The organism is Micromonospora narathiwatensis, from assembly GCF_900089605.1.
Classification (GTDB): domain Bacteria; phylum Actinomycetota; class Actinomycetes; order Mycobacteriales; family Micromonosporaceae; genus Micromonospora; species Micromonospora narathiwatensis.
Map to the genome: position 1 here is coordinate 5,170,645 of NZ_LT594324.1, position 20,111 is coordinate 5,190,755.

Genomic DNA, 20,111 nt, shown 5'->3' on the forward strand with positions numbered 1-20,111 from the left:
ACCGGTCAGCACGCTCCGTGGCGATTCTGGATGGGCCGATCCGCCGTCAGGAAAGGAGCGTGCCCCCGTGGAGAACTTCGCGCGGCTGCTGAAGGAGAGTTGGACCCTGGTCGAGGAGCACCGGGAACGGCTGAGCGGTCACTTCTACGCCCGGCTGTTCCTTCTCGACCCGGAGCTGCGCAAGCTCTTCCCGGTGCAGATGAGCGGCCAGGGCGACCGGATCCTGGAGGCGATCGTCACCGCCACCCAGACGGTGGGCGATCCGGAGAGCTTCGACGAGTACCTGCGCGCGCTGGGCCGGGACCACCGCAAGTACCACGTCGACGCCGCGCACTACGAGACGATGGGCGTCGCCCTGATGGACGCGCTGCGCAGCACCGCCGGGGACGGCTGGAACCTGGAGTACGACCAGGCTTGGCGGGAGGCGTACGCGGGCATCTGCGAGCGGATGCTGGCCGGGGCGGCTGCCGACGGGAATCCGCCGTACTGGCACGCAGAGGTGCTCACCCACGAGCGGTACGGCCCGGACACCGCCGTGCTGACCGTGCAGGCCCTCCAGCACCCGCTGCCCTGGCAGGCCGGCCAGTACGTCAGCATCGAGGCGCCCCGCCACCACCCGCGGGTGTGGCGGACGTACTCGGTGGCGAACGCCCCGAACGACACCAACGTGCTGGAGTTCCACGTGCGTACGCCGGCCGGTGCGGCGGGCTGGGTGTCCGGGGCCCTGGTCCGCCGCACGAAGCCGGGGGACCTGCTGCGGGTGGCCGCGCCGATGGGGTCGATGACGTTGGACCGTTCCTCGCCCCGGGACATCCTCTGCGTGGCCGGCGGGGTCGGGCTGGCCCCGATCAAGGCGCTGGTGGAGGAGCTGACCCAGGTCAACCGGACCCGCTGGGTGCACGTCTTCTACGGGGCCCGCCGGCCCGAGGAGCTGTACGGCCTGCCGGGCCTGGAGGCCCTGGTGGCCGCCCACCCGTGGCTGTCGGTGACGCCGGCGTGCAGCGAGGACCCGGACTTCGACGGCGAACTGGGCGACATCTCCGAGGTGGTCACCCGGTACGGCCCGTGGACGACGCACGACTGCTACGTCTCCGGCTCGGCGCCGATGGTCCGGGCCACCCTGCGCGCCTTGGCCGCCGACGACGTCCCGCCGGACCACATCCGCTACGACACCTTCGGCAACCTGTAGACCTTCCTCCCCCCGAGCCGGGTCGCGTGCCCCCGCCCCCTGGGGCACGCGACCCGGCCCCCCGGTCGCCGGTGCGCGGGCCGGGCCGGCAACCGGCCCGCGCACCGGACGTCCGGCAGGTCAGTAGCGCCAGGGGTTGCCGGTCTCCCGATATTCCTCGACGGGCACCAGCGGCACGCCGGGGGCCATCCGGTCGACGTAGAGCCGCGCCTCCAGGTGGTCGATCTCGTGGGCGACCAGCCGAGCCATCGCGTACTCGAAGGACGTGATGATCCGGCTGCCGTCCCACTGGGCGTGCTCGACGTCGATGCGCAGCGGCCGGGGCACCAGCCCGCGGTGGTCGAAGAACGAGAGGCAGCCCTCGTATTGCTCGTCCGTTTCGGCCGTGGTGTCGACCACCCGGGGGTTGAGCAGGACGACCGGCTCGGCGGCCCGGTCGGCGGGGCGGACCAGGGCGGCGGCCCAGTCGAGCCCGATCTGCGGGGCGGCGATGCCGACGCCCTTGCTGAACGGGTGCAGCTCGTCGAGGCGGGCCAGGATGGCGGAGAGCCGGTCGACGACGTCCCGGGCGACGGGTTCCTCGCGGGGCAGGTCGAGCTGGCGGGCGGGCCGCCGGAGCTGGTCGTCGCCGCGTTGCACGATGCCGATGGCGCGCATCCGGTCGCTGGCCCGTATCCGGCCGCGCGGGCCGGGGCCGCCGGGCTCGAAATCCGGGGGCTGGCTGCGGAACCGCCACTGCATCCGGTAGCGGGCGTTCAGCGGCGGGTCGTCGGTGGCCCAGTCGAAGATCGAACGGTCGCCCTCGTCGTGCCGCTGGATCGGGGTACGCAGCGGGCCCTCCTCGGCGGAGAGGGAGGTCTCCACCCCCCACACCTTGGGGTCGAGGTCGGCGGGCAGGTCGAGCCGGACGGCGAGGTGCCGGGTGGGCAGGCGTACGGCGCGCTGGAACCAGGGGCCCCACTTGTCCCGCCCGACCTGGTACGCGTATTCGAGGGTGACCCGGTCGCCGGGGTAGAGCGGGAGGCGACCCTCGTCGTTCTCGAAGAGCAGCCAGATCTCCTTGAACGCGTCCCGGTCGTGCTTGGCCCGCCAGTGCATCGGCTCCCGCGCGCCCCCGTCGTCCCGGTACGCCGCAAGACGCAGCTCGGCGAAGGTGAGCGGGTGTTCCCGGTGGTGCCGGTTGGACCGGCCCGGGTCGTTGGGGTAGCGGTCGACGGCGACCCGGACCAGGTAGCGGGTGACGGGTTCGGTGCCGGCGTTGTACAGCTCGCGCCGGATCGCGCAGTGGTAGCCCTCGTCGGTGTGGGTGAGGGTGGCGGTCTCCCGCTCGACCACCAGGCCGGTGCCGGGCGGCAGCCACTGGCCGGGGACGGGTGGGTCCCGGTGCGTCCCGCCGGAGCGGCTGTGCCGCAGCTCGTCGTACTCCCGGAAGCGCTGCCAGATCGCGCCGCTGGCCTCCAGGACGGCCTCGGCCCGGCGGGCGAAGTCCTCGGTGGGGCGGTGCCGGCGCCCCTCGACGTGGCTGACGTACGACGGGTCGAAGCCCATCAGGGTGGCCAGTTGCTTCTTGGTCAGCCCCCGGCCGGTCCGGTGTCGGGCGAGTTCGGCGGCGAAGGAGTCGGCGGCACGCTCGATGGGTGAGGTCGTCATCGGCTTCCTCGTACGCGGGAAGCCCATTTTCACGCTGGGTGGCCGATCGTGTACGGAAACTGCCTCGTATTCGACATTCACCTTGACAACTCAGCGGCGCCCGTCGATGCTGACGCGGCCCGCCGGCCGGCCCGCCGGCGTTTTCCGCCCACCCTGACGGGTACCCCTCGGCACGCGCCGCAGGCCGGCGGAGTGACCGGGACCTCTCCCTCCACCCCTCGACGCGCCTTTCCCCGAACCGGGAGCTGCGGTTAGGCTAACCTTAGTTCGGACCGACGAGACGCGCCGGCCGGTACCCGACCAGACAGGGGCGGATCAGTGACAGCGGTGATGCCGAGGCGGGACACCGCCACGCCACTCGCCCCGGTGACCGCGACCCTGCGCGCCATGTTCGGCACCGACGACCTGCCCGGGCTCGCGCCCGGGCTGCTGGTCACCGGCGACGAGGCCCGCTGGGCCCCGGCGACCCGGCTGGTCGACGGCACGCTGCTGCCCGAGTTCCTGCACGCCGCGGCCCGGCGCTGGGGCGGCACCCCGCACGCCTGCGCCGCGCTGGCCTGGAAGTCGTACAGCTACTGGACCGCGCTGCCGGTGGTGCTCGGCTGGGCCTCGGCCCGGCGGGTGCCGCTGCTCGACCCGGCCGACGTGCTGATCCACTTCGCGGACCGCGACCAACTGCTCACCCTGGGCCTGCGCGGCTCGACCACGGTCGCGGTGCTGCCCGGCGACCCGCTGGCGCTGACCGGCGGGCCGGGCGTACGGGTGGTGGCCGGCGAGGCCGCGCTGCTCGACGCGCTGCGCGCCACGCTGCTCGACGCCCACTTCGCCCCGCTGATCGCCGCCATCCAGGCCGAGGTCCGGATCGGCACGCGTACGCTGCTGGGCTCGGTGGCCTCGGGCATCGCGCACGGCATCCTGCGCGCCTCGGACGCGCTGCCCGGCTCCTCGACGGAGAGCATCGGCACGCTGCTCGACGCGCTCGACCTCGGCGACCTGGTGGATCTGGTGCCCGGCCCGGCCGGTGAGCCGACCGTGCAGCGGCGTACCTGCTGCCTGGCCTTCACCCTGCCGCAGCCGAAGATCTGCCAGGGCTGCTGCGTACGCCCGTCCTGACCGGTACGCCGGTGACCCGGCACCCGGTCAGTCGACCAGCGGACGGACGTCCCAGAGCCACACCCCGCCGGTGAACACCGGCTCGACACCGGTCAGCGCGGTCATCCCCAGGCGCAGCGCGTCGGCCTGCTTCAGCCGGGGGTCGAGGATCACCGCACCGGCCCGCCAGTAGCGCAGGTCGTCCACCGCCGCCACCCGGTCCTGCGGCGTGATCGGCGGCACCCCGTCGGTCCGCCGGACGGTGGTGAAGAAGCTGCTGGTGGGGCGGGGCGGGGCGGTGAACAGCGCCACCCGGCCAGCGCCGGGCCGGGTGTCCGGGTAGAGGAAGTAGCCCCGGGCCAGCGGCATGCCGAGCCGGGTCTCGGCGGCCCAGCGCAGCGGATCGGCGTAGTCGGTGTCCGGTAGCGGCAGGGTGACCATGCTGTGCCCGCCGGCCACGTACGGCCGCCAGGCGCCGGAGGTGACGAACTCGGGTGTCGGGTTGAGGCGTACCGAGGGCAGCGGCGTGGGCAGCAGCGGCAGGAGTGCCATGGCCAGCACGGTGGCGGTGGCGAACCGGATCTGGCCGCGGGCGGCGGGATGGCGCCGGGCCAGCCTCCGGGCGTGCTCCGCGCCGAGCGCGAGCAGGATGCCGACGATCGGGGTGAGCGCCAGGGACCACCGGGTGGGCACCACCGAGTGCAGCAGCGGCAGCTTCTCCAGCACGGCCCACGGTCCCGGGACGCCGGTGTCCCGGCCGTCGAACCGGATCTCCCGACCGAGGGAGAACAACGCGAACACGACACCGACCGCGGCCAGGCCGAGCACGACGACGTTGCGGCGCAGCCACCAGACCAGCGCGACCACTCCGACGGCGAGCGGCCAGCCGAAGAAGGCGTTCTCCTCGGTGGGGTTCTTGACGAGGTGGGCGCTGGTGCGGGCGTCCCCGGCGAGCGATTCGCGGGACCACGCGACGTACGAGGCGAGGTCGGTTCGGTAGCCCCGGATCAGCCGGGACAGCCCCTGGTAGGCGCCGGGCCCGGCGAGCTGCACGTGCAACGGGTACGCCAGCAGCACCCCGGCCACGACGGCGGCCACCCCGAGTCCGGCGCCGAAGGGTCGGGCCGCCCGGCGCTGCTCCGGCCGGCCGATGGCGACGGCGAGCACCACCACACCGAGGCCGATCGCCGTCATCAGCAGGATCTCCAGGTTGAGGAAGGCCTGCCAGACGATCACCAGACCGAGCAGTACGCCGTTGCGCAGCCAGCGCCCCGGCTCGGTCAGGCGCAGCGTCCGCCAGATGATCAGCGGCACCACGAACTGACTGACGATGTTGGGGTGCGCGTTGGCGTGCGAGACCATCGCCGGGGCGAAGGCGCAGAAGCCGGCCCCGAGCCAGGCCGGTCCCCGACTGCGGATCAGCACCCGGGAGAGCAGGAAATACCAGGCCACGCCGGTGGCGATCATTCCGGCGGTGAGGAACACCAGAAATGCGGTACGCGGCCCGAACAGCACGGTGATCGGCGTCATTGGCAGAGAAATGGATAATACCGACGTATTTGCCATCAAATTGACGCCGTCCGGCACGTTCATCCGGTCCGAGGCGAACGGATAGGCAAAATCGGTCACCACCCGCGCACCGTGCGCCATCATCCACTCGAACTGCGCCTGATCGGTGCGGTTGTCCCGTACGCCGTGCCCGGGGTGCAACCAGAACCGAGCGGTCACCCAGAACGCGAGCAGCACGAAACTGAGCACGGCGGCCGCGTCGACCCGCCTACCCCACCCCGGTCGTCCGCCCTCGTCGAGCCGGCTCTCGGCGGTGCCACCACGGGCGGCATCCGATTCAGGAGTAGTCATGACAATTCATAGAGTAGTCAGGGTATGGCAGGGCCGTGACATGTTTCTGGGGACTGGCGTACCATGTGCCGGTTCGCCGCCCGCCGATCACGTGCCCACCCCCGACCGCAATTCGGTCACCCCCGGTGCCCCGATTCCCGCGCCATCCATCGGGATGGTTGACTCTGTCGGTCGTGGCGCGGGTCAGTCATATCGTGAGGAATCGACGCATGGCAGAAATCACTGGGGATCAGCGCGTCCAGTCGGAGGTGCTCGAAGGCCTGGCGACCGCCGTCAACCACCGCAGGTGGTTCGTCGAACTGGCGGTGCCGCACCTCGGTGACAACCCGATCGAGATCGGCAGCGGCCTGGGGGACTACGCGCTGGAGTGGTCGGAGCACCTGCCCCGGATCACCGCCACCGAGGCGGACCCGGACCGGCTGGTCCGGCTCAAGGAACGGCTCGCCGACCACCCCACCATCGAGGTCCGGCAGATGCTGCTGCCGCACTCCGAGCGGGGTGACTACAGCGCGGCCGTGTCGTACAACGTGCTGGAGCACATCGAGGACCACGTGAGCGCACTGCGCAGCATGCGCGATCTGGTCCGGCCCGGCGGCGCGGTGATCATCATCGTGCCGGCGTTCCAGTTCGCGATGAGCCCGGCCGACATCGCCACCGGCCACGTCCGGCGCTACACGAAGCGGAGCCTCGCCGCCGCGATGGCCGAGGCCGGCCTCACCGTGGAGAAGATCCACTACGCCAACGCGCTCGGTCTGATCGGCTACTTCATGGCCACCAAGGTCTTCCGGCTGATGCCGAAGGAGGGCCCCATGGTCAAGGTCTACGACACCCTGGTCCTGCCCGCCACCAAGGCGGCCGAGCAGCGGGTGCGCCCGCCGTTCGGCCAGTCCGTCTTCGCGGTCGCCCGCGTCCCCGGCTGAGGTGCGGGGAAGGGCCCGTGACGCCAAGGGCCCTTCCCCGCCGCCGGTTACTCCTTGACCTGGTACGTCGGGCGGATGACCGCCCGGGCCAGGGTGTGGAACGCCAGGTTGAAGCCGACGAAGGCCGGGCTGGCACCCTGGCCGACGTCGAGCCGCTCCACGTCCAGCGCGTGCACGGCGAAGACGTAGCGGTGCGGACGGTCGCCGGCCGGCGGGGCGGCGCCGCCGTAACCGGTGTCGCCGTAGTCGTTGCGGATGCTGAAGGCGCCGCCGAGGTCGCTCTCCTTCACCCCGTGAGGCAGTTCGGTCACCGACGCGGGCACGTTCACCAGCACCCAGTGCCAGAAGCCGCTGCCGGTCGGGGCGTCCGGATCGAAGCAGGTCACCACGAAGCTCCTGGTCTCCGCCGGGAAGCCCGACCAGGACAGCTGCGGGGAGACGTTCTCGCCGCCGGCGCTGCCGTGCGCGTACGGCGCGTCCATCGGCTCGCCGTTGTGCACGTCGTCGCTGCTCAGCGTGAACGACGGCACCGTCGGCAGCAGCTCGTACGGGTCCGGGGCGATCGGTCGTTCCAGGGTCATCGAAACGGTCCTTCCGGGTGCGCGCTAATGTCCTGCGCCCCTTCATACCCCGCCGGACCCCGCCACCGAACGAGGAGGGCCCATCTCCGCGCCCTAGCCGGAAACGTACGCGGCCGCCGAAGGGCAGAGAACTTCTGTGACTTGGGCCGAACGCCCCCCGGCCGGCGTTCGTGCCAGCCGGGGGGTGACTGCGCTCAGTAGCAGGGCGAGATGGAATAGACCGGGTCCCAGTCGACGGAACCCGAGGACGGGCTCTTGGCGAGGAAGTGGATCGGGATGCCCTGAGAGCCGAGGAGGTACGGGTTGGGAGCACCACTGCTCTGGTTGTTCCGCCAGTACCCCGTGCCCGTCCAGTTGAAGAGGTCGTAGATCCGGCAGTTGTAGAGGAAAAAGACCTTCCACGCAGAACCGGCCCAGACCTGCGCGCAGAAGTAGCCGTAGGAACAGGTGTACGTGCCTCCCGGCGGCACACTCTGGGTACTGACCGATGGCGAGATCGTCGGAGTCGCGGCGATACCGATGCCTTGCGGTGCCGCCGGCGTAGTTACGCGGATGCCGCCGGCGTCGAGGCTCGACGGAGCGGCCACCCCGACCTGTTCGGCGACGACCGGTGCGGTTCTGGGCGCTGCGGAAGCTGTGGCGGGAATGCCGGTGGCGGTGGCCACCAGCGCCGCGGCAACGATCAGCGCGGACACAAATCTCTTCATGAGCAGTCCTCCCGTGATGGCATGAGATGCCTCTGCCTCCCGAGAAGTATTCGGGATCATCACTATGCTGTCTACCGAACGTCGATGTCATCGAATACGTCACGGATGGGGGGTGACCACGCTTTACGGCAGCGTCGTGCACGGCGCGACGGCCAGGGAGCACGTAACCGCGACTTCGCCGATCCCGCTGCGGCAGGGCTTGGCCCTCCGCCTGCTCGTCTCCACCTACTGATGGGCGTTCGCACTGGTCAGATCGATGGGAGCGGAGGGTGTGGGATTCGAACCCACGAAGACATCGCTGCCTTACCGGTTTTCAAGACCACACAGACCAAGCCTCTGACCTGCCGGTTTGCCATTGGCCACCTCGTCAGCGACACGGATGCGACATGAAGATGGCCGCACGGCTAGCACCAACCACCGAGGCCCCTCTGCCTGTGGCGGAGTCTTCCGTCCGGCGGGGCACCGAAGCCTCACGGCCGTGTGCACTCCCCCCGTGCGCCGCGTCTGCCCGTGGTCGCTGGTCAGCGCTCCGCCGGTCGGTGCTGTCACATGCAGCTTCCACACTGTCAGGACACCGCCATGCCTGTTCCATAAAGGACAAGACTGAGGTAACCTATGCGACTCTTCGTATCCGCGTCGACACGAGAGGTGACTACGTTGCCTGAGGTTCACCTTACCGTCGGAGAATCCAAGATCAAACAGTTTCTCAATAAGAAGCCGCTGGAGACGGTCGAAGAGTTGATTTGGAACTGCTTGGACGCGGACGCACGGACAGTAAGTATCGAACTTGAGCGCAATCCGGCGGGCGCACTCTCTGGGATTGTTATTACCGACGACGGGCATGGCTTCTCTTTTGACGAGGCAAACGAGTACTTCCCCGAGTACGGAGATACGTGGAAGAAAAAGATCCGCGCCTCAAGAACGCGAAATAGGATTCTGCATGGCCGGAACGGGGAGGGGAGACTATTCGCGCTCTCGCTCGGACCCGACCCGACCTGGGAGTCGGTGGCCGGATCGGGCGACGATCGGACTAGGACGCGGGTTCGGGGCAACCGCCTTCGGCCGCTTGTCTGGAACATTGATCTCATGGATGCGGCGGGCGGCAGCCCCGGCACTCAGTTCCGAGTACGCATACCTGACGAGCGGCGTCTGCGCAGCCTTGAGCCCGAATCTGCGGTCCCCCGCCTTACAGCAAGGCTTAGCTTCTATCTTCTAGCATATCCAGAAGTGACCATTACTTACGACGGGTACACGCTAGATCCGCGTGACGTAATAGAACAAGAGGTGGATCTAGCTCTCGAATTGCCGCCAGAATATGCCAGCGACCCGAACCCTCCGAAAGTTAGGTTCGTAGAGTGGAAAGAGAGAGTTGCTGACCAAAAGCTGCTGATTTGCAACGGCCGAGGCGAGGGCCTTCTTGACTACGGCTCTCCCTATTCGTATTCAATCCTCTCGTTCACGCCATACCTTATTGCTGAGCGATTCAACGAACTCAGTCCAAGGGAAGTCCACATGATCCCAATGGCGGACGCTTCCTTGCTTCATTCGGCCATTCTCGCAGTGCGGCGTCACGTCACCCAGCGGCAGCGCGAGATATCAAGCAACGTGGTTAGCCAGCTGCAAGACGAAGGAATTTATCCGTACGACGGAAAGGATCTTAGCGAGACAGAGGAAGCCGAGAGGCAGACATTCGACCTCGTGGTGACGGTCGCGAGATCCGCTCTAGCAAACAAGCTTGTTCCGCGCAAGTTCCAAGTCGAGCTAATCCGCGCAGCGCTCGAAAACGACCCCTCGGACCTTCACGCGATTCTTGACAACGTACTCGCGCTTTCTGACGAAGAGCGGGCTGACCTCACGCAACTAATTAAGGACACACATCTAGCCCACGTCATCTCCTCGGCCAAGACGGTGGTTGATCGACTCAACTTTATATCAGCTCTGCGTAACGTTCTGGCAGACACCGAGAAGCGTAATGCGCTGAGGGAAATCGATCAACTGCACCCGATGATCGCTAGCAACCTGTGGCTTTTCGGGGAAGAGTGGCACTTCTCTCAGACCGAACAGGGACTGACCTCGGTTCTGGCGCAGCATCTCTCCCGGCTAGGCCAGGACGTAGCGCTTGAGAACCGTCTTCAGAGCGTTAAGCGCGATGACGGCCGCAGCGGGCGGGTAGACATTGTCATGTTCCGGGGCATCGGAGACGAACACCACACGCAGCGTCTAGTGGTCGAACTAAAGCGGCCAAGTTTGCGGGTAGGTTCCGAAGAACTCGAACAGGTCAAATCCTACGCTCGGGCAATTGTGCGAGATCCGCAATATAAGCATGGCAAGGGCAAATGGAAGTTTGTCCTCGTCACATACGACATCGCCCCGGAGATCGAATACGATATTAGGCAGGAAGATCGAGAGCCTGGGCACGCGGACAAGCAGCGGGATTACGACCTATGGGTTCTCACTTGGGGGCAAATATTCGATGACGCCGAACGGAAGCTGCGCTTTTTCCAGAAGCGCCTTAACTATGAAGCGACAGAAGAACGTGCCCACGGCAGCCTAGCCAAGCTGACAGAGGAATACGGCATTGGCCTCTCACGGAAGCGGAATGAACAGGCAGCTAGCGGAAACACGAATGGAGTTGTGCCAGGTCAGGCTCGCAGGATTGGCACAGCGATCGACTGAGCCGTGAGTAGCAGTGCTACTAGGGCGATTTCAGCCTGAACATAACAATGGAGATGCGCACTGATCTAGGCTCTCAGGCCTCCGCACGGTCGATCAGAACGCCGGCTATCTCACCCATGCTGGTGACTACCGCGGTCGCCCCGGCGAGCCGGAACGCGTCGACCTTCGCCGGCCGATTGGCGTAGCCGATCACCGCAACCCCGGCGGCCCGCGCTCCCTCGATGTCCGAGAGCGAGTCGCCGACCAGCACACACCGGCCCGGCGTCACGCCGAGGTCGCGCACGGCTTTCAGGATCGGTGCCGGGTTGGGCTTCATGCGGTCCGGCTCGGCGTACGCCCTGCCGACCACCGGAGAGACGTGTCCGGCCAACCGGTGCGCCACGAGGTAGGCGCTAACCGCACCGGCTGAGTTGTTGCTGACCGCCGCAACCGGCACGCCGGCTTGCCGTGCCGCCACGATTACTTCGCGGCCGTACGGTGTTGGTTCGGCCGTCTCGACGGCCCGCCGCTCGGCCACGCAGAGCGCATCCTCTACGGCTCGCGTGATGCCGTGGTCACCGGCCGCGCCAGTTCGGCGCAGCACTTCGAGCGGGTCTGCCTCGCTGGCGAGATCAGTCGGTACGTCGACACCGTGCCGCCGCAGTACGCCGACCAGTTCCGCCGCGACTTGCGGCGCCGGGTAACCGGCGAAGACGCTGCACACCGGCCCGTCGAAGTCGAGCAGCACCGCGCCGACCTGGCCGAGCAGCTGGCCGAGGTCGGCGTTCATCCGTCGTACCGGTAGGCGATGGTCGACCACATCGAGTCGAACCACTGGCGGGACGCCTCTACGAACTGCGTCCCGTGCGAGGTGTCGTCGTCGGTCACGGCGTAGTGGAAGAGCGGCACGTCCTTGCCCATCAGGTCGTAGATCGCCATGGGCTCACCCTTGATCGAGACCGTGCGCTCCACGACTGGATAGAAGCCGTAGAAGACCTCTTCGTCGTTCAGGATGTAGAGCTTGAACAGCGGGGAGGCTCGGTGCATCCGCACTTCAACGGTGGTTGACCGGATGAGCCCGAGGTCGCCCAGCTCGGTGACCTGATCGATGATGCCGTCTGCTGCCCGCCGGGTGATGCGTTCCGCGCGCTCGCGTACCGCTGGATCATCGGCCTGTGTCTCGGCCCGCGACGGCAGCGCCATCGGGACCGTCATGTCGGAGATCAGGATCCGCACGGCGATCGTCTCCGGCGCGAGCCGGCCGACCCGTACCTTGTCGAGCGCTTCGGCGAGCGCATCGCGCAGCGTCTCCCCGGAAAACCCAGCGAAGTCGATGGTGACGTGGGGTCGCTCGAACGCCGCTTCGATGTGTGGACGCAGCTCAACGGCTCGCTGCGTCTGCGCTCGCACGAACGCGCCGCTGCCCTGCCGGGAGACGATCAGCCGCTCTGCCCGAAGCAGCTCCAACGCTCGCTTGACTGTTTCCCGCGCGACGCCGTAGCGGGCGGCTAGCTCGGGCTGTGAAGGCAGCTTGTCACCCGGGGCGAGCCGGCGCGTGAGGATGGCCGCCCGCAGCTTGTTCGCGATCTGCTGCGAGGCCTGTTTGGGGTCGTCGGGGTCTAGCTGACCGAGGAAGTCGAGGTTCTCGCTCACCCGCCCACGGTAGCGCTGACTAGCCAAGTAAGGAAAGTTCGCCGCAATCTCTTGACCTGGCTAGCCAGGCCGACCTACCTTCAGAGCGTCATACCTGGCTAGCCAGGCATGACAAGCCGAGCGGAAGCCGGGGAAGGCGGCGCATGCGCTGCGCGCTCACGGGCCGATCGTGTGGTCGTTCATTCAGAACTTCACAGCAGAAGCGCCGCGTAGATCCGTCTGCGGCATCCCCGCCTTGAGCCACACGGTGGCCGACCTCGGTGTCTTCCCGGGCGAGCGGGGCGAGCGGGCCGGATCCGGCGCGCGGCATGGACTTCTGCCTCTTCATCTCTGTTCGTCCCGGGGTGCGGCCGGTCTGGTCGCACCCCGGGCTTTCCCGACTTCATCGACTCTCCCCGGAGGTTTCCCGTGAGGAAGCACCTTGCCCCCGTGGCCGCCGAGCCGACCGCCGCCGACCTGGCCGCGATCGACGCGGAGTGGCCGCTGATCGCCGCTGAGCTGGACGTGCTCGACGCCGAGATCACGATGCTCTACGCCGAGGATCACGGCGGACCCTCGCCGCTGGACTGGCGGCGGTTGCGCCGGGCCGAGGCCCGCGTCACCCGCGCCGCCGCCGACCTGACCACCCGCACCGACCCGCGCCGCGCGGCCTGATGTCCCGCATCCGCGCCGCCTTCCACGATCCGGACGGAGCGCGGTACGGCATCCCCACCTACTGGTGGCGGGGTGCCCCGTCCGGCTACGCCACCCGCCGCCAACTGACCGCCGCCGGGCTGCGCCCCGGTGGTCAGCCGATCGCCGCTCAGGTGCTCTGGCACGGCGTCGGCGGCACCCGCGCCGCCTACCTGTACCGGGTCGACCTGGCCCGCCCGAAGCGCACTGCCACCCCCGCCCAACGGCGCGCCATCGCTGCCGCGCTGCTCGCCCGCCGCACCTGCCCGACCTGCCGGCAGGTGCGCGGCTACTACATCCCGCGCTCGCTGGGTGAATGCCTCGCGTGCGCCTACCCGTTGGAGGACGCAGCATGACCGCCCCCACGATCAACGGCACCCGCTACCCGCAGCCCATCGAAGACCTGTTGCCCGCCGCCCGAGGGCTGGACCTGCCCGAGGGGCAGCGGTTCCCGTCCCGGAACCGGCTGATGCGCGAGTTCCGCATCGGCGCGCCGAAGGCCGGGGAACTCCTGGCCCTGCTCAAGGCCGAGCCCACCACCTTGCCGGTCGACAGCACCGCCCCGGACGCCCCGGACCCGGACGACGCACCGACCGTGCCCGAGCCCGCGCCGCCGGTCGAGCCGGACCCGACGCCCGTCCCGGAGATCACGCCGCCGGAGCGGGACGCCGAGGCCACGCCGGTCAGTCGCCCGGACACGCCCACCCCGCCCTCCCCGGCCGCGTCGGGCCGTTCGGCGGTGGTGTGGCCGGTGGTGCTGCTGGCGCTGCCGGCGTTCGTGGCGATCTGGTCCGGGTGGGTCGGACTCGGCGGGCTCACCGGCTTCGGGGTGGTGCACCCGCTGCCGGGGATCTGGGACAGCTTCTCCATCAACTCGGCGATCACCCTGCCGATCGGGGTGGAGACGTACGGCGCGTACGCGCTGTACGTGTGGCTGTCCGGCCGGGTGCCGCAGCGGGCACGCCGCTTCGCGAAGTGGTCCGCCATCGCCTCACTCCTGGTCGGCGCGCTCGGCCAGGTCGCCTACCACCTGTTGGAAGCCGCCGGTGTCACCGCCGCCCCGTGGTGGATCACCACCGCCGTGGCCTGCCTGCCGGTCGCGGTGCTCGGCATGGGCGCCGCACTCGCCCACCTCGTCCGCACCCACGACTGACCCGAAAGGACCACCTGTGCGTATCTGGCATGTCTTCAACGCTCTGACCCTGGCCAACGTGGTGCTGATGTTCGCCGCTGACGACACCACGAGCCGCTTCCTGCACGCGGTCAGCGCCGTCGCGTTCGCCATCACCACGATCGCCACCCGCCCGCCCCGGCCCGGCCGCCGTCCGTGACCTCGCCCGGCGGCACGGCCCCTGGCTACCAACCCGTGCCGTGCCGCCGGTCCCCCTTTGCGATCCGTGAACCGTTGGAGGAACCCCCATCATGACTGCCCCTGATGACGACCGTTTCGACTGGCAGGCCGCCGAAGCGGACCTGACCGACCCGACCACCACCGGCGGCCCGGATGCGGAGGTGGTCGATCTGGACGACGCCCGCGCCCGCCGTGCCCCTCGCCCGCGTCCCCCGGCCGACGACGACGCCCCGGACGACGCCGACGCCGATGACGCGGAGAGCGTGGATGACGGGCCGGACCGCGACGGCGGCCCGGTCGACACCGCCGACGACATCCCGCGTGAGGTGCTGGCCCGGCAGCGGGACCGGCGGCCGATCCTGGCCGACTGGGCGCGTTCCTGGCGCGCCTTCCGTGCCGCGCTGCGCCACCAGGTCAAGGACGCCGGATACGTCACCGCCTACCACGGAGTCAGGTTGCCGAAGTACGCGGCGAAGACCGCCGCCTACGCGCCGCTGGGCCTGTTCCGGGGCGTCGGCCGGGCGCTGCGCTGGGCCAGCGCCGAGGAAGGCAACTGGCACCTACGGCAGGCCGCCGCGTCCCGAGGCGACGCGGACACCTGGATGAAGCTCGACGCCCGCCGCCAACGCCAAACGGTGTGGCGGTGGTGGGTGCTCGCCGCCTCGGCCGGTGCCACTGTGGCCGGCGGTATCGTGCTGGCGCTCGGCCCGGCGTGGTGGCGCTACGCCGCCCTGCTCGCTCTGGTGCCGTTGCTGGCCACGCTCGGCCGCCCGGCGGACAAGCCGCTCACCGACCGGGTGACCGAGGGCACCCGCTACCGCAAGCTCACCGCCGACCTCGTGCGCCGGGCGCTCACGTCGCTGCAAATGAGCGGCATCAACAGCGCCGTCGCCAAAGACCCCAAGGCCATCTCGTTCCCGGTCGACATCCACCGCGACGGCCCCGGCCACCTCGCCGTGGTCGACCTCCCCTATGGGGTGGAGGCGGCCGAGGTGGTCGCCCGGCGCGGCAAGCTCGCCTCGGCCATGCGCCTGCCGCTGGATCAGGTGTGGCCCGAGCCCGCACCGGGGCACACCGGCCGCCTCGCCCTGTGGGTCGGCTACGAACCGGCGTCGCAGATGAAGCAGCCCCCGTGGCCGCTGCTGTCCGCTGGCGCGAAGGTGGACGTGTTCAAGGCGTTCCCGTTCGCCACCACGCCCCGCCTGGACACCGTGGCGGTGGATCTGATGTTCCGGAACTTCCTGTTCGGCGGTCAGCCCGGCAGCGGCAAGACGTTCGCGTTGCGGGACCTGATCCTGGCCGCCGCCCTCGATCCCCGCGCCGAGATCCGAGGCTACGAGTTGAAGGGGGTCGGGGACTTCGCCGTGTTGGAGCCGGTGATGGCGGAGTACGGCAACGGTTTCGATGACGAGACCTTGGCCCGGTGCTTCGGCTTCATCGAGTGGCTGTACGAGGAGTGCCGCCGCCGCTCCAAGCGCATCGAGCACTACGCCCGCCTGGGGAAGGCCCCGGAGAACAAGGTCACGCCCGAGCTGGCGTCGCTCAAGGGGTCCGGCCTGCATCCCCTGGTGGCGTGGTTCGATGAGCTGCAAGAGCTGATGACCAGCAAGTACGGCAAGGACGCCGGGGAACTTCTGGAGAAGGTCATCAAGCTCGGCCGGGCGCTCGGGGTGATCATCATGATCGGCACGCAGATCCCCGACAAGGACAGCCTGCCCACCGGCATCACCCGCAACGTCAACAGCCGCTTCTGCCTGTCCGTGGCTGACCAGACGGCCAACGACATGATCCTGGGCACGTCGGCGTACAAGAACGGCTACCGGGCGACGGTGTTTCAGCCGGTGATCGAGGCCGGGTGGGGCATCCTGCGGGGGTTCGGGCCGAAGGCGTCGGCGGTGCGCTCGTTCTACGTCGACACCACCGCCGCCGCCCGCATCGTCACCCGCGCCGTCGCCCTGCGCCAGGCAGCGGGGACGCTGCCCAAGCCGGATGAGCAGACCCGCGAGGTTGCCCCCGTGGCGGACGTGCTCGGCGACCTGGCCCGCGTGTGGCCGGGCGACGACAAGGCCGCCTGGAACGAGACGCTGTGCGGCCTGCTGGCCGAGCTGCGACCCGACGTGTACGGGGGTTGGGAGGCGGCGCAGCTCACCACCGCGCTCAAGCCCCACCCGGCGGTGAAGGTCGCCGACGTGGGCCGCCGCATCGACGGCAAGCCGGTCACCCGGCGCGGCATCAAGCACGCCGACCTTCTGGCCGCGATTGCGGAGCGTGACCGGAAGCGGTCCGCTGGCTGACCGTCTCTGAGGGTGCTAGCGCTAGCGGCCCGTGCTGCTAGCGCTAGCACCCCCGCTAGCACCCGATCCGAATCATGAGCTGCCCGCTAGTAGCTAGCAGCTCACGGCCGCTCACACCCGAAAACCGGCCTGGGAGGCACTTGTGGACCCCCTGCTCACCCTCGCTAGCGTCATCATCACCGCCGCCGCACTGGTCACGCTCGGTTACGCCGGGCTGTGCTGGGTCATCCCCTTCAAAACCTGCCAGCGGTGCGCCGGCACCGGCCGCACCACCACCCGCATCCTGCACCGGCCGCGCGCCTGCCGCCGCTGCGACCGAGGCATGCGGCTCCGCCTCGGACGGCGCATCTTCAACGTCTTGCACCGGCTGCGCGCCGAGGCGCACCGATGAACCGCCGCAACCCTCACACCAACTGGTGCGGGCGGGACCACCGCTGCGGCCTCGGTGAGCACCGCTCCGACGAAATCGTGGTCGACGTTCCCGGTCACGCTCGCGCCGTGCTGGTGCGGGTGCGGACCGCTGCCGGGCGGGAGCACGCCGAGGTGCGCGTCCGCGTGGCGCTCGCCCCGGGCGAGCTGGCCGCCCGCCGCCAGTTGGTGGGGCTGCTCGGCGACGTGCGCCAGGCCGTCACCCGTGCCGCGATCGCCGCGCGGCCTCGGCCGAGGCGGGCCGCGCGGTGACCGGCGGCCCGCGCCGCGACGGCGCGTCACCGCGCGATCCGCGCCTGTCCGGTGCGGAGGTGTGGCTCACCGGCACCCCGGCCGAGCTGGACGCCCTCACCGCCGCCCTGACCGCCGCCGGGCACCTCACCCAGCGCAGCACCCGCCGGGCGCTGACCGGCACGGACACGGGCCGCTGCCGCCTGTATCTGCGGCTGACCGTCACCGCCGCCGCCAAGCCGCCGGCACGCGGCCCGGAGCAGGGCGGCGCGCTGATCGACCTTGACGCCGCCCGCGCTCACCGCCGACCCGCCTAGGAGACGCCCTATGTCTGACCTGCTCACCGCCGCCCTCGGCCACGCCGCACGCGGGTGGCACGTCTTCCCGCTGCGCCCCGACGACAAGCGACCCGCGTTCCCCGACCACCCCGCCGACGACTGCACCGGACGAGATCCGCGCTGCCGCGCCGGTCACGTCGGGTGGGAGGCCCGCGCGACCACCGACCCCGACCGCATCCGCCGCGCGTGGTCGGCCCGCCCGTATGGCATCGGCGTCGCGTGCGGGCCGTCCGCGCTGGTGGTGGTCGATCTGGACACCCCGAAGACCGGCGGGGCGGGGCGTGACGGCCTGGCCGTGCTCGCCGAGCTGGCCGCCGCGCACGCCGCCACGATCGACCCGACCTACACCGTGACCACCGGGCGGGGCGGCACGCACCTGTACTACCGGCACCCCGACACCGGTCCGGCGCTGCGTAACACCGCCGGGACGCTCGGCCCGATGGTCGACACCCGCGCCCACGGCGGCTACGTCGTCGCTGCTGGCTCCACCGTGGCCGGTCGCCCGTACGTGGTCGATCTGGACACCGACCCCGCGCCGCTGCCCGGGTGGCTGGCCGCGCTGCTGGCACCCGTGCCGCTGCCGCCGCAACGTCCGGTGGTGGTCGACCTGCCCGCCGACCGCACAGGGGCGTACGTGCGGGCCGCGATCGACCGGGAGACGGCACGGGTCACCGCCGCTCCGGCGGGGGAGCGCAACCGGTCGCTGTACATCGCCGCTGTGGCTCTCGGCCAGCTCACCGCCGGGGGCGCGCTCACCGCCGACGACGCCGAAAGCGTGCTGGAACAGGCCGCAGCATCCGCCGGGCTCGGCCGCGTCGAGACCGCACGCACCATCCGATCCGGGCTAGCCGCTGGCTCCCGCCGACCCCGAAAGGTGGCCGCATGAGCACCGCCCGCCTCCACCTCGTCACCGACCACCCAGACGCCACCGAGCCGGAAGCCGCGGGCGCCGCGTTGTGGGATGTTCCAGTGCCCCTGACCGGCGCGAACACCGCGCCGCCGCCGTTCCCGGTCGACGTGTTCCCCCGCTGGCTCGGCGACATGGTGACCGGCGTTGCCCGGTTCACTCAGACCGATCCGGCCATGGCCGGCACACTCGCCATGGCGGTGCTGTCCGCGTGCGCGGGTGGCCGCCTGGAGGTGGAGCCGGTGGCCGGGTGGCGCGAGCCGGTCAACATCTTCGCCGCCGTCATCGCCGGTCCCGGCGAGCGCAAGTCACCCGTTCACCGGGCGATGACCGCGCCGCTGTTCGCCGCACAGTCCACCCTGGCCGACGCCATGCGCCCGCGCATCGCCGAGGCCGCCGCGCTGCGCGACATCGCCGACCGGCAAGCCGAACAGGCCAAAGCCGCCGCCGCGAAGGCCACCGACCCGCACAAGCGCGACGACGCCGCCGCCGAAGCGGTAGCCGCCGCGATCGCCGCCGAAGCCATCACCGTTCCCGGCCTCCCGAGGCTGATCGTGGACGACGCCACCCCCGAGGCGCTCATCGGGCTGATGGCCGCCAACGGCGGACGCATGGCCATCATCTCGGATGAGGGCGGCATCTTCGACACCCTCGCCGGTCGCTACTCCGGTGCCCCCAACCTCGACCCCTACCTCAAGGGGCACGCGGGGCAGCCGATGAGCAACGAACGGCAGACCCGCGAGGGTGCCTCCGTCGACAAACCCGCGCTGACCGTGTGCGTGATGGCGCAACCGACCGTGCTGCGCAAGTTCGGCGGCAACGCCGACCTCGCCGGACGCGGCCTACCGGCCCGGTTCCTGTTCGCGCTCCCGCGCTCCCTGGCCGGGTACCGGGCGGTCGACAGTGACCCCGTGCCCGAACAGGTCACCACCGGCTACGCCCGCCGGGTGCACGACCTGGCCGCCACCCTCGCCGAGTGGGAAGACCCCGCCGTCGTCGCCCTCACCGAGGAAGCCGGCCAGGTCCGCCGAGCTGCCGCCGAACAGGTCGAAACGGAGCTACGGCCCGGCGGCAGCCTCTACGACATGCGGGAGTGGGGCAACAAGCTCTCCGGCGCGACACTCCGGTTGGCCGGGCTGCTGCACGTCGCCCACCACCCCGCCGACGCCTGGCGGCAACCCATCGACGCCGACCGCATGGCCGACGCCGTACGCCTCGCCGAGTTCTTCGCCGCGCACTACCGGGCCGCGCTCACCACCATCGGCACCGACAGCGCGGTAGAGAACGCCCGCTACGTGCTCGGCGTGCTCACCACCAAGGGCATGACCACCTTCACCCGCCGGGAACTGCACCGCCGCGTCTCCCGGCGACTGCCCAAGTCCGATGAGGTGTCGGCGGTGCTCGGCGAACTGGCCGCCCTCGGATGGGTCCGCCACGGACCGGACGGCCGCTACGAACTGCACCCCCGCGCCGTGGCGGAGAACCCCGGAAGCGCTGACACGCTGACACCTGCCCCGGATGGCGACGTTTCCGCAGATCAAAGCAACCGCGAGGCTGTCAACGGGCCGCGTTGACAGCCGTT

20 protein-coding genes are annotated in these 20,111 nt (G+C 70.0%); 14 read left to right on the forward strand and 6 right to left on the reverse strand.

Annotation, left to right across the window (positions count from 1 at the left end; translation table 11 throughout):
• Positions 1 to 67 precede the first annotated feature (67 nt).
• Positions 68 to 1,189 (forward strand): globin domain-containing protein, encoded by a 1,122-nt coding sequence (locus tag GA0070621_RS22605; protein ID WP_091199258.1) that lies wholly within the window; start codon positions 68 to 70, stop codon positions 1,187 to 1,189.
• Between the two features lie 120 nt (positions 1,190 to 1,309).
• Here the strand turns inward: GA0070621_RS22605 and GA0070621_RS22610 are convergent, their stop codons facing one another.
• Positions 1,310 to 2,839, reverse strand: coding sequence for a peptide deformylase (locus GA0070621_RS22610; RefSeq protein ID WP_091199261.1), 1,530 nt, complete (start codon positions 2,837 to 2,839; stop codon positions 1,310 to 1,312).
• A 330-nt stretch (positions 2,840 to 3,169) separates the two neighbouring features.
• Between GA0070621_RS22610 and GA0070621_RS22615 the strand changes: the two genes are divergently transcribed.
• Positions 3,170 to 3,952 (forward strand): hypothetical protein, encoded by a 783-nt coding sequence (locus GA0070621_RS22615; RefSeq protein ID WP_091199263.1) that lies wholly within the window; start codon positions 3,170 to 3,172, stop codon positions 3,950 to 3,952.
• A 27-nt stretch (positions 3,953 to 3,979) separates the two neighbouring features.
• Here the strand turns inward: GA0070621_RS22615 and GA0070621_RS22620 are convergent, their stop codons facing one another.
• Positions 3,980 to 5,791 (reverse strand): glycosyltransferase family protein, encoded by a 1,812-nt coding sequence (locus GA0070621_RS22620; RefSeq protein WP_091199265.1) that lies wholly within the window; start codon positions 5,789 to 5,791, stop codon positions 3,980 to 3,982.
• A gap of 209 nt (positions 5,792 to 6,000) precedes the next feature.
• Between GA0070621_RS22620 and GA0070621_RS22625 the strand changes: the two genes are divergently transcribed.
• Positions 6,001 to 6,711 carry a class I SAM-dependent methyltransferase gene (locus GA0070621_RS22625; protein WP_091199267.1) on the forward strand — a complete coding sequence of 237 codons (711 nt, stop codon included), beginning with the start codon at positions 6,001 to 6,003 and terminating at the stop codon, positions 6,709 to 6,711.
• Between the two features lie 47 nt (positions 6,712 to 6,758).
• On the opposite strand, the gene GA0070621_RS22630 is transcribed toward GA0070621_RS22625, so the two are convergent.
• Together GA0070621_RS22630 and GA0070621_RS22635 are read right to left on the reverse strand one after the other, a co-directional pair.
• The gene (locus tag GA0070621_RS22630) at positions 6,759 to 7,292 is read right to left on the reverse strand and encodes a YbhB/YbcL family Raf kinase inhibitor-like protein (protein ID WP_091199268.1); all 534 of its coding nucleotides are present in this window, start codon (positions 7,290 to 7,292) and stop codon (positions 6,759 to 6,761) included.
• Positions 7,293 to 7,486: 194 nt separating this feature from the next.
• A complete protein-coding gene (locus tag GA0070621_RS22635; protein WP_091199270.1) occupies positions 7,487 to 7,999 on the reverse strand; it encodes a hypothetical protein in 513 nt (170 codons plus the stop codon).
• Between the two features lie 657 nt (positions 8,000 to 8,656).
• On the opposite strand from GA0070621_RS22635, the gene GA0070621_RS22640 reads away from it, so the two are divergent.
• Entirely contained in the window at positions 8,657 to 10,675 is a 2,019-nt protein-coding gene (locus GA0070621_RS22640; protein ID WP_167667170.1) for an ATP-binding protein, read from the forward strand.
• Positions 10,676 to 10,748: 73 nt separating this feature from the next.
• Here GA0070621_RS22640 and GA0070621_RS22645 read toward each other — a convergent pair whose 3' ends face one another.
• Positions 10,749 to 11,444, reverse strand: coding sequence for an HAD family hydrolase (locus GA0070621_RS22645; RefSeq protein WP_091199274.1), 696 nt, complete (start codon positions 11,442 to 11,444; stop codon positions 10,749 to 10,751).
• On the reverse strand, positions 11,441 to 12,307 hold the full coding sequence (locus tag GA0070621_RS22650; RefSeq protein WP_091199277.1) for a GntR family transcriptional regulator: 867 nt from the start codon (positions 12,305 to 12,307) through the stop codon (positions 11,441 to 11,443). Before GA0070621_RS22650 ends, GA0070621_RS22645 begins: the two co-directional genes overlap by 4 nt.
• Positions 12,308 to 12,715: 408 nt before the next feature.
• Here GA0070621_RS22650 and GA0070621_RS22655 point away from each other — a divergent pair, with 408 nt between their 5' ends.
• The 10 genes from GA0070621_RS22655 (at position 12,716) to GA0070621_RS22695 (ending at position 20,103) form a co-directional block, all read left to right on the forward strand.
• Positions 12,716 to 12,961, forward strand: a complete 246-nt coding sequence (locus tag GA0070621_RS22655) for a DUF6284 family protein (RefSeq protein WP_091199279.1) — start codon at positions 12,716 to 12,718, stop codon at positions 12,959 to 12,961.
• Complete coding sequence (locus tag GA0070621_RS22660; protein ID WP_091199281.1) at positions 12,961 to 13,335, forward strand: RRQRL motif-containing zinc-binding protein; 375 nt, start codon at positions 12,961 to 12,963, stop codon at positions 13,333 to 13,335. The genes GA0070621_RS22655 and GA0070621_RS22660 overlap by 1 nt, the downstream gene beginning before the upstream one ends.
• Positions 13,332 to 14,132 (forward strand): ABC transporter permease, encoded by an 801-nt coding sequence (locus GA0070621_RS22665; RefSeq protein ID WP_091199284.1) that lies wholly within the window; start codon positions 13,332 to 13,334, stop codon positions 14,130 to 14,132. The genes GA0070621_RS22660 and GA0070621_RS22665 overlap by 4 nt, the downstream gene beginning before the upstream one ends.
• A 16-nt stretch (positions 14,133 to 14,148) precedes the next feature.
• A complete protein-coding gene (locus tag GA0070621_RS30135; protein WP_167667171.1) occupies positions 14,149 to 14,310 on the forward strand; it encodes a hypothetical protein in 162 nt (53 codons plus the stop codon).
• A 91-nt stretch (positions 14,311 to 14,401) separates the two neighbouring features.
• Entirely contained in the window at positions 14,402 to 16,624 is a 2,223-nt protein-coding gene (locus GA0070621_RS22670) for a P-loop NTPase family protein (protein ID WP_091199286.1), read from the forward strand.
• 142 nt (positions 16,625 to 16,766) lie between these two features.
• Entirely contained in the window at positions 16,767 to 17,015 is a 249-nt protein-coding gene (locus tag GA0070621_RS22675) for a hypothetical protein (RefSeq protein ID WP_091199289.1), read from the forward strand.
• The gene (locus GA0070621_RS22680) at positions 17,012 to 17,305 is read left to right on the forward strand and encodes a hypothetical protein (protein WP_091199318.1); all 294 of its coding nucleotides are present in this window, start codon (positions 17,012 to 17,014) and stop codon (positions 17,303 to 17,305) included. Before GA0070621_RS22675 ends, GA0070621_RS22680 begins: the two co-directional genes overlap by 4 nt.
• Positions 17,302 to 17,601 carry a hypothetical protein gene (locus tag GA0070621_RS22685; RefSeq protein ID WP_091199477.1) on the forward strand — a complete coding sequence of 100 codons (300 nt, stop codon included), beginning with the start codon at positions 17,302 to 17,304 and terminating at the stop codon, positions 17,599 to 17,601. The genes GA0070621_RS22680 and GA0070621_RS22685 overlap by 4 nt, the downstream gene beginning before the upstream one ends.
• Before the next feature lie 10 nt (positions 17,602 to 17,611).
• Positions 17,612 to 18,508 carry a bifunctional DNA primase/polymerase gene (locus GA0070621_RS22690; RefSeq protein ID WP_091199479.1) on the forward strand — a complete coding sequence of 299 codons (897 nt, stop codon included), beginning with the start codon at positions 17,612 to 17,614 and terminating at the stop codon, positions 18,506 to 18,508.
• Positions 18,505 to 20,103 carry a YfjI family protein gene (locus GA0070621_RS22695; RefSeq protein ID WP_091199480.1) on the forward strand — a complete coding sequence of 533 codons (1,599 nt, stop codon included), beginning with the start codon at positions 18,505 to 18,507 and terminating at the stop codon, positions 20,101 to 20,103. Before GA0070621_RS22690 ends, GA0070621_RS22695 begins: the two co-directional genes overlap by 4 nt.
• The last annotated feature ends 8 nt before the right edge of the window (positions 20,104 to 20,111 follow it).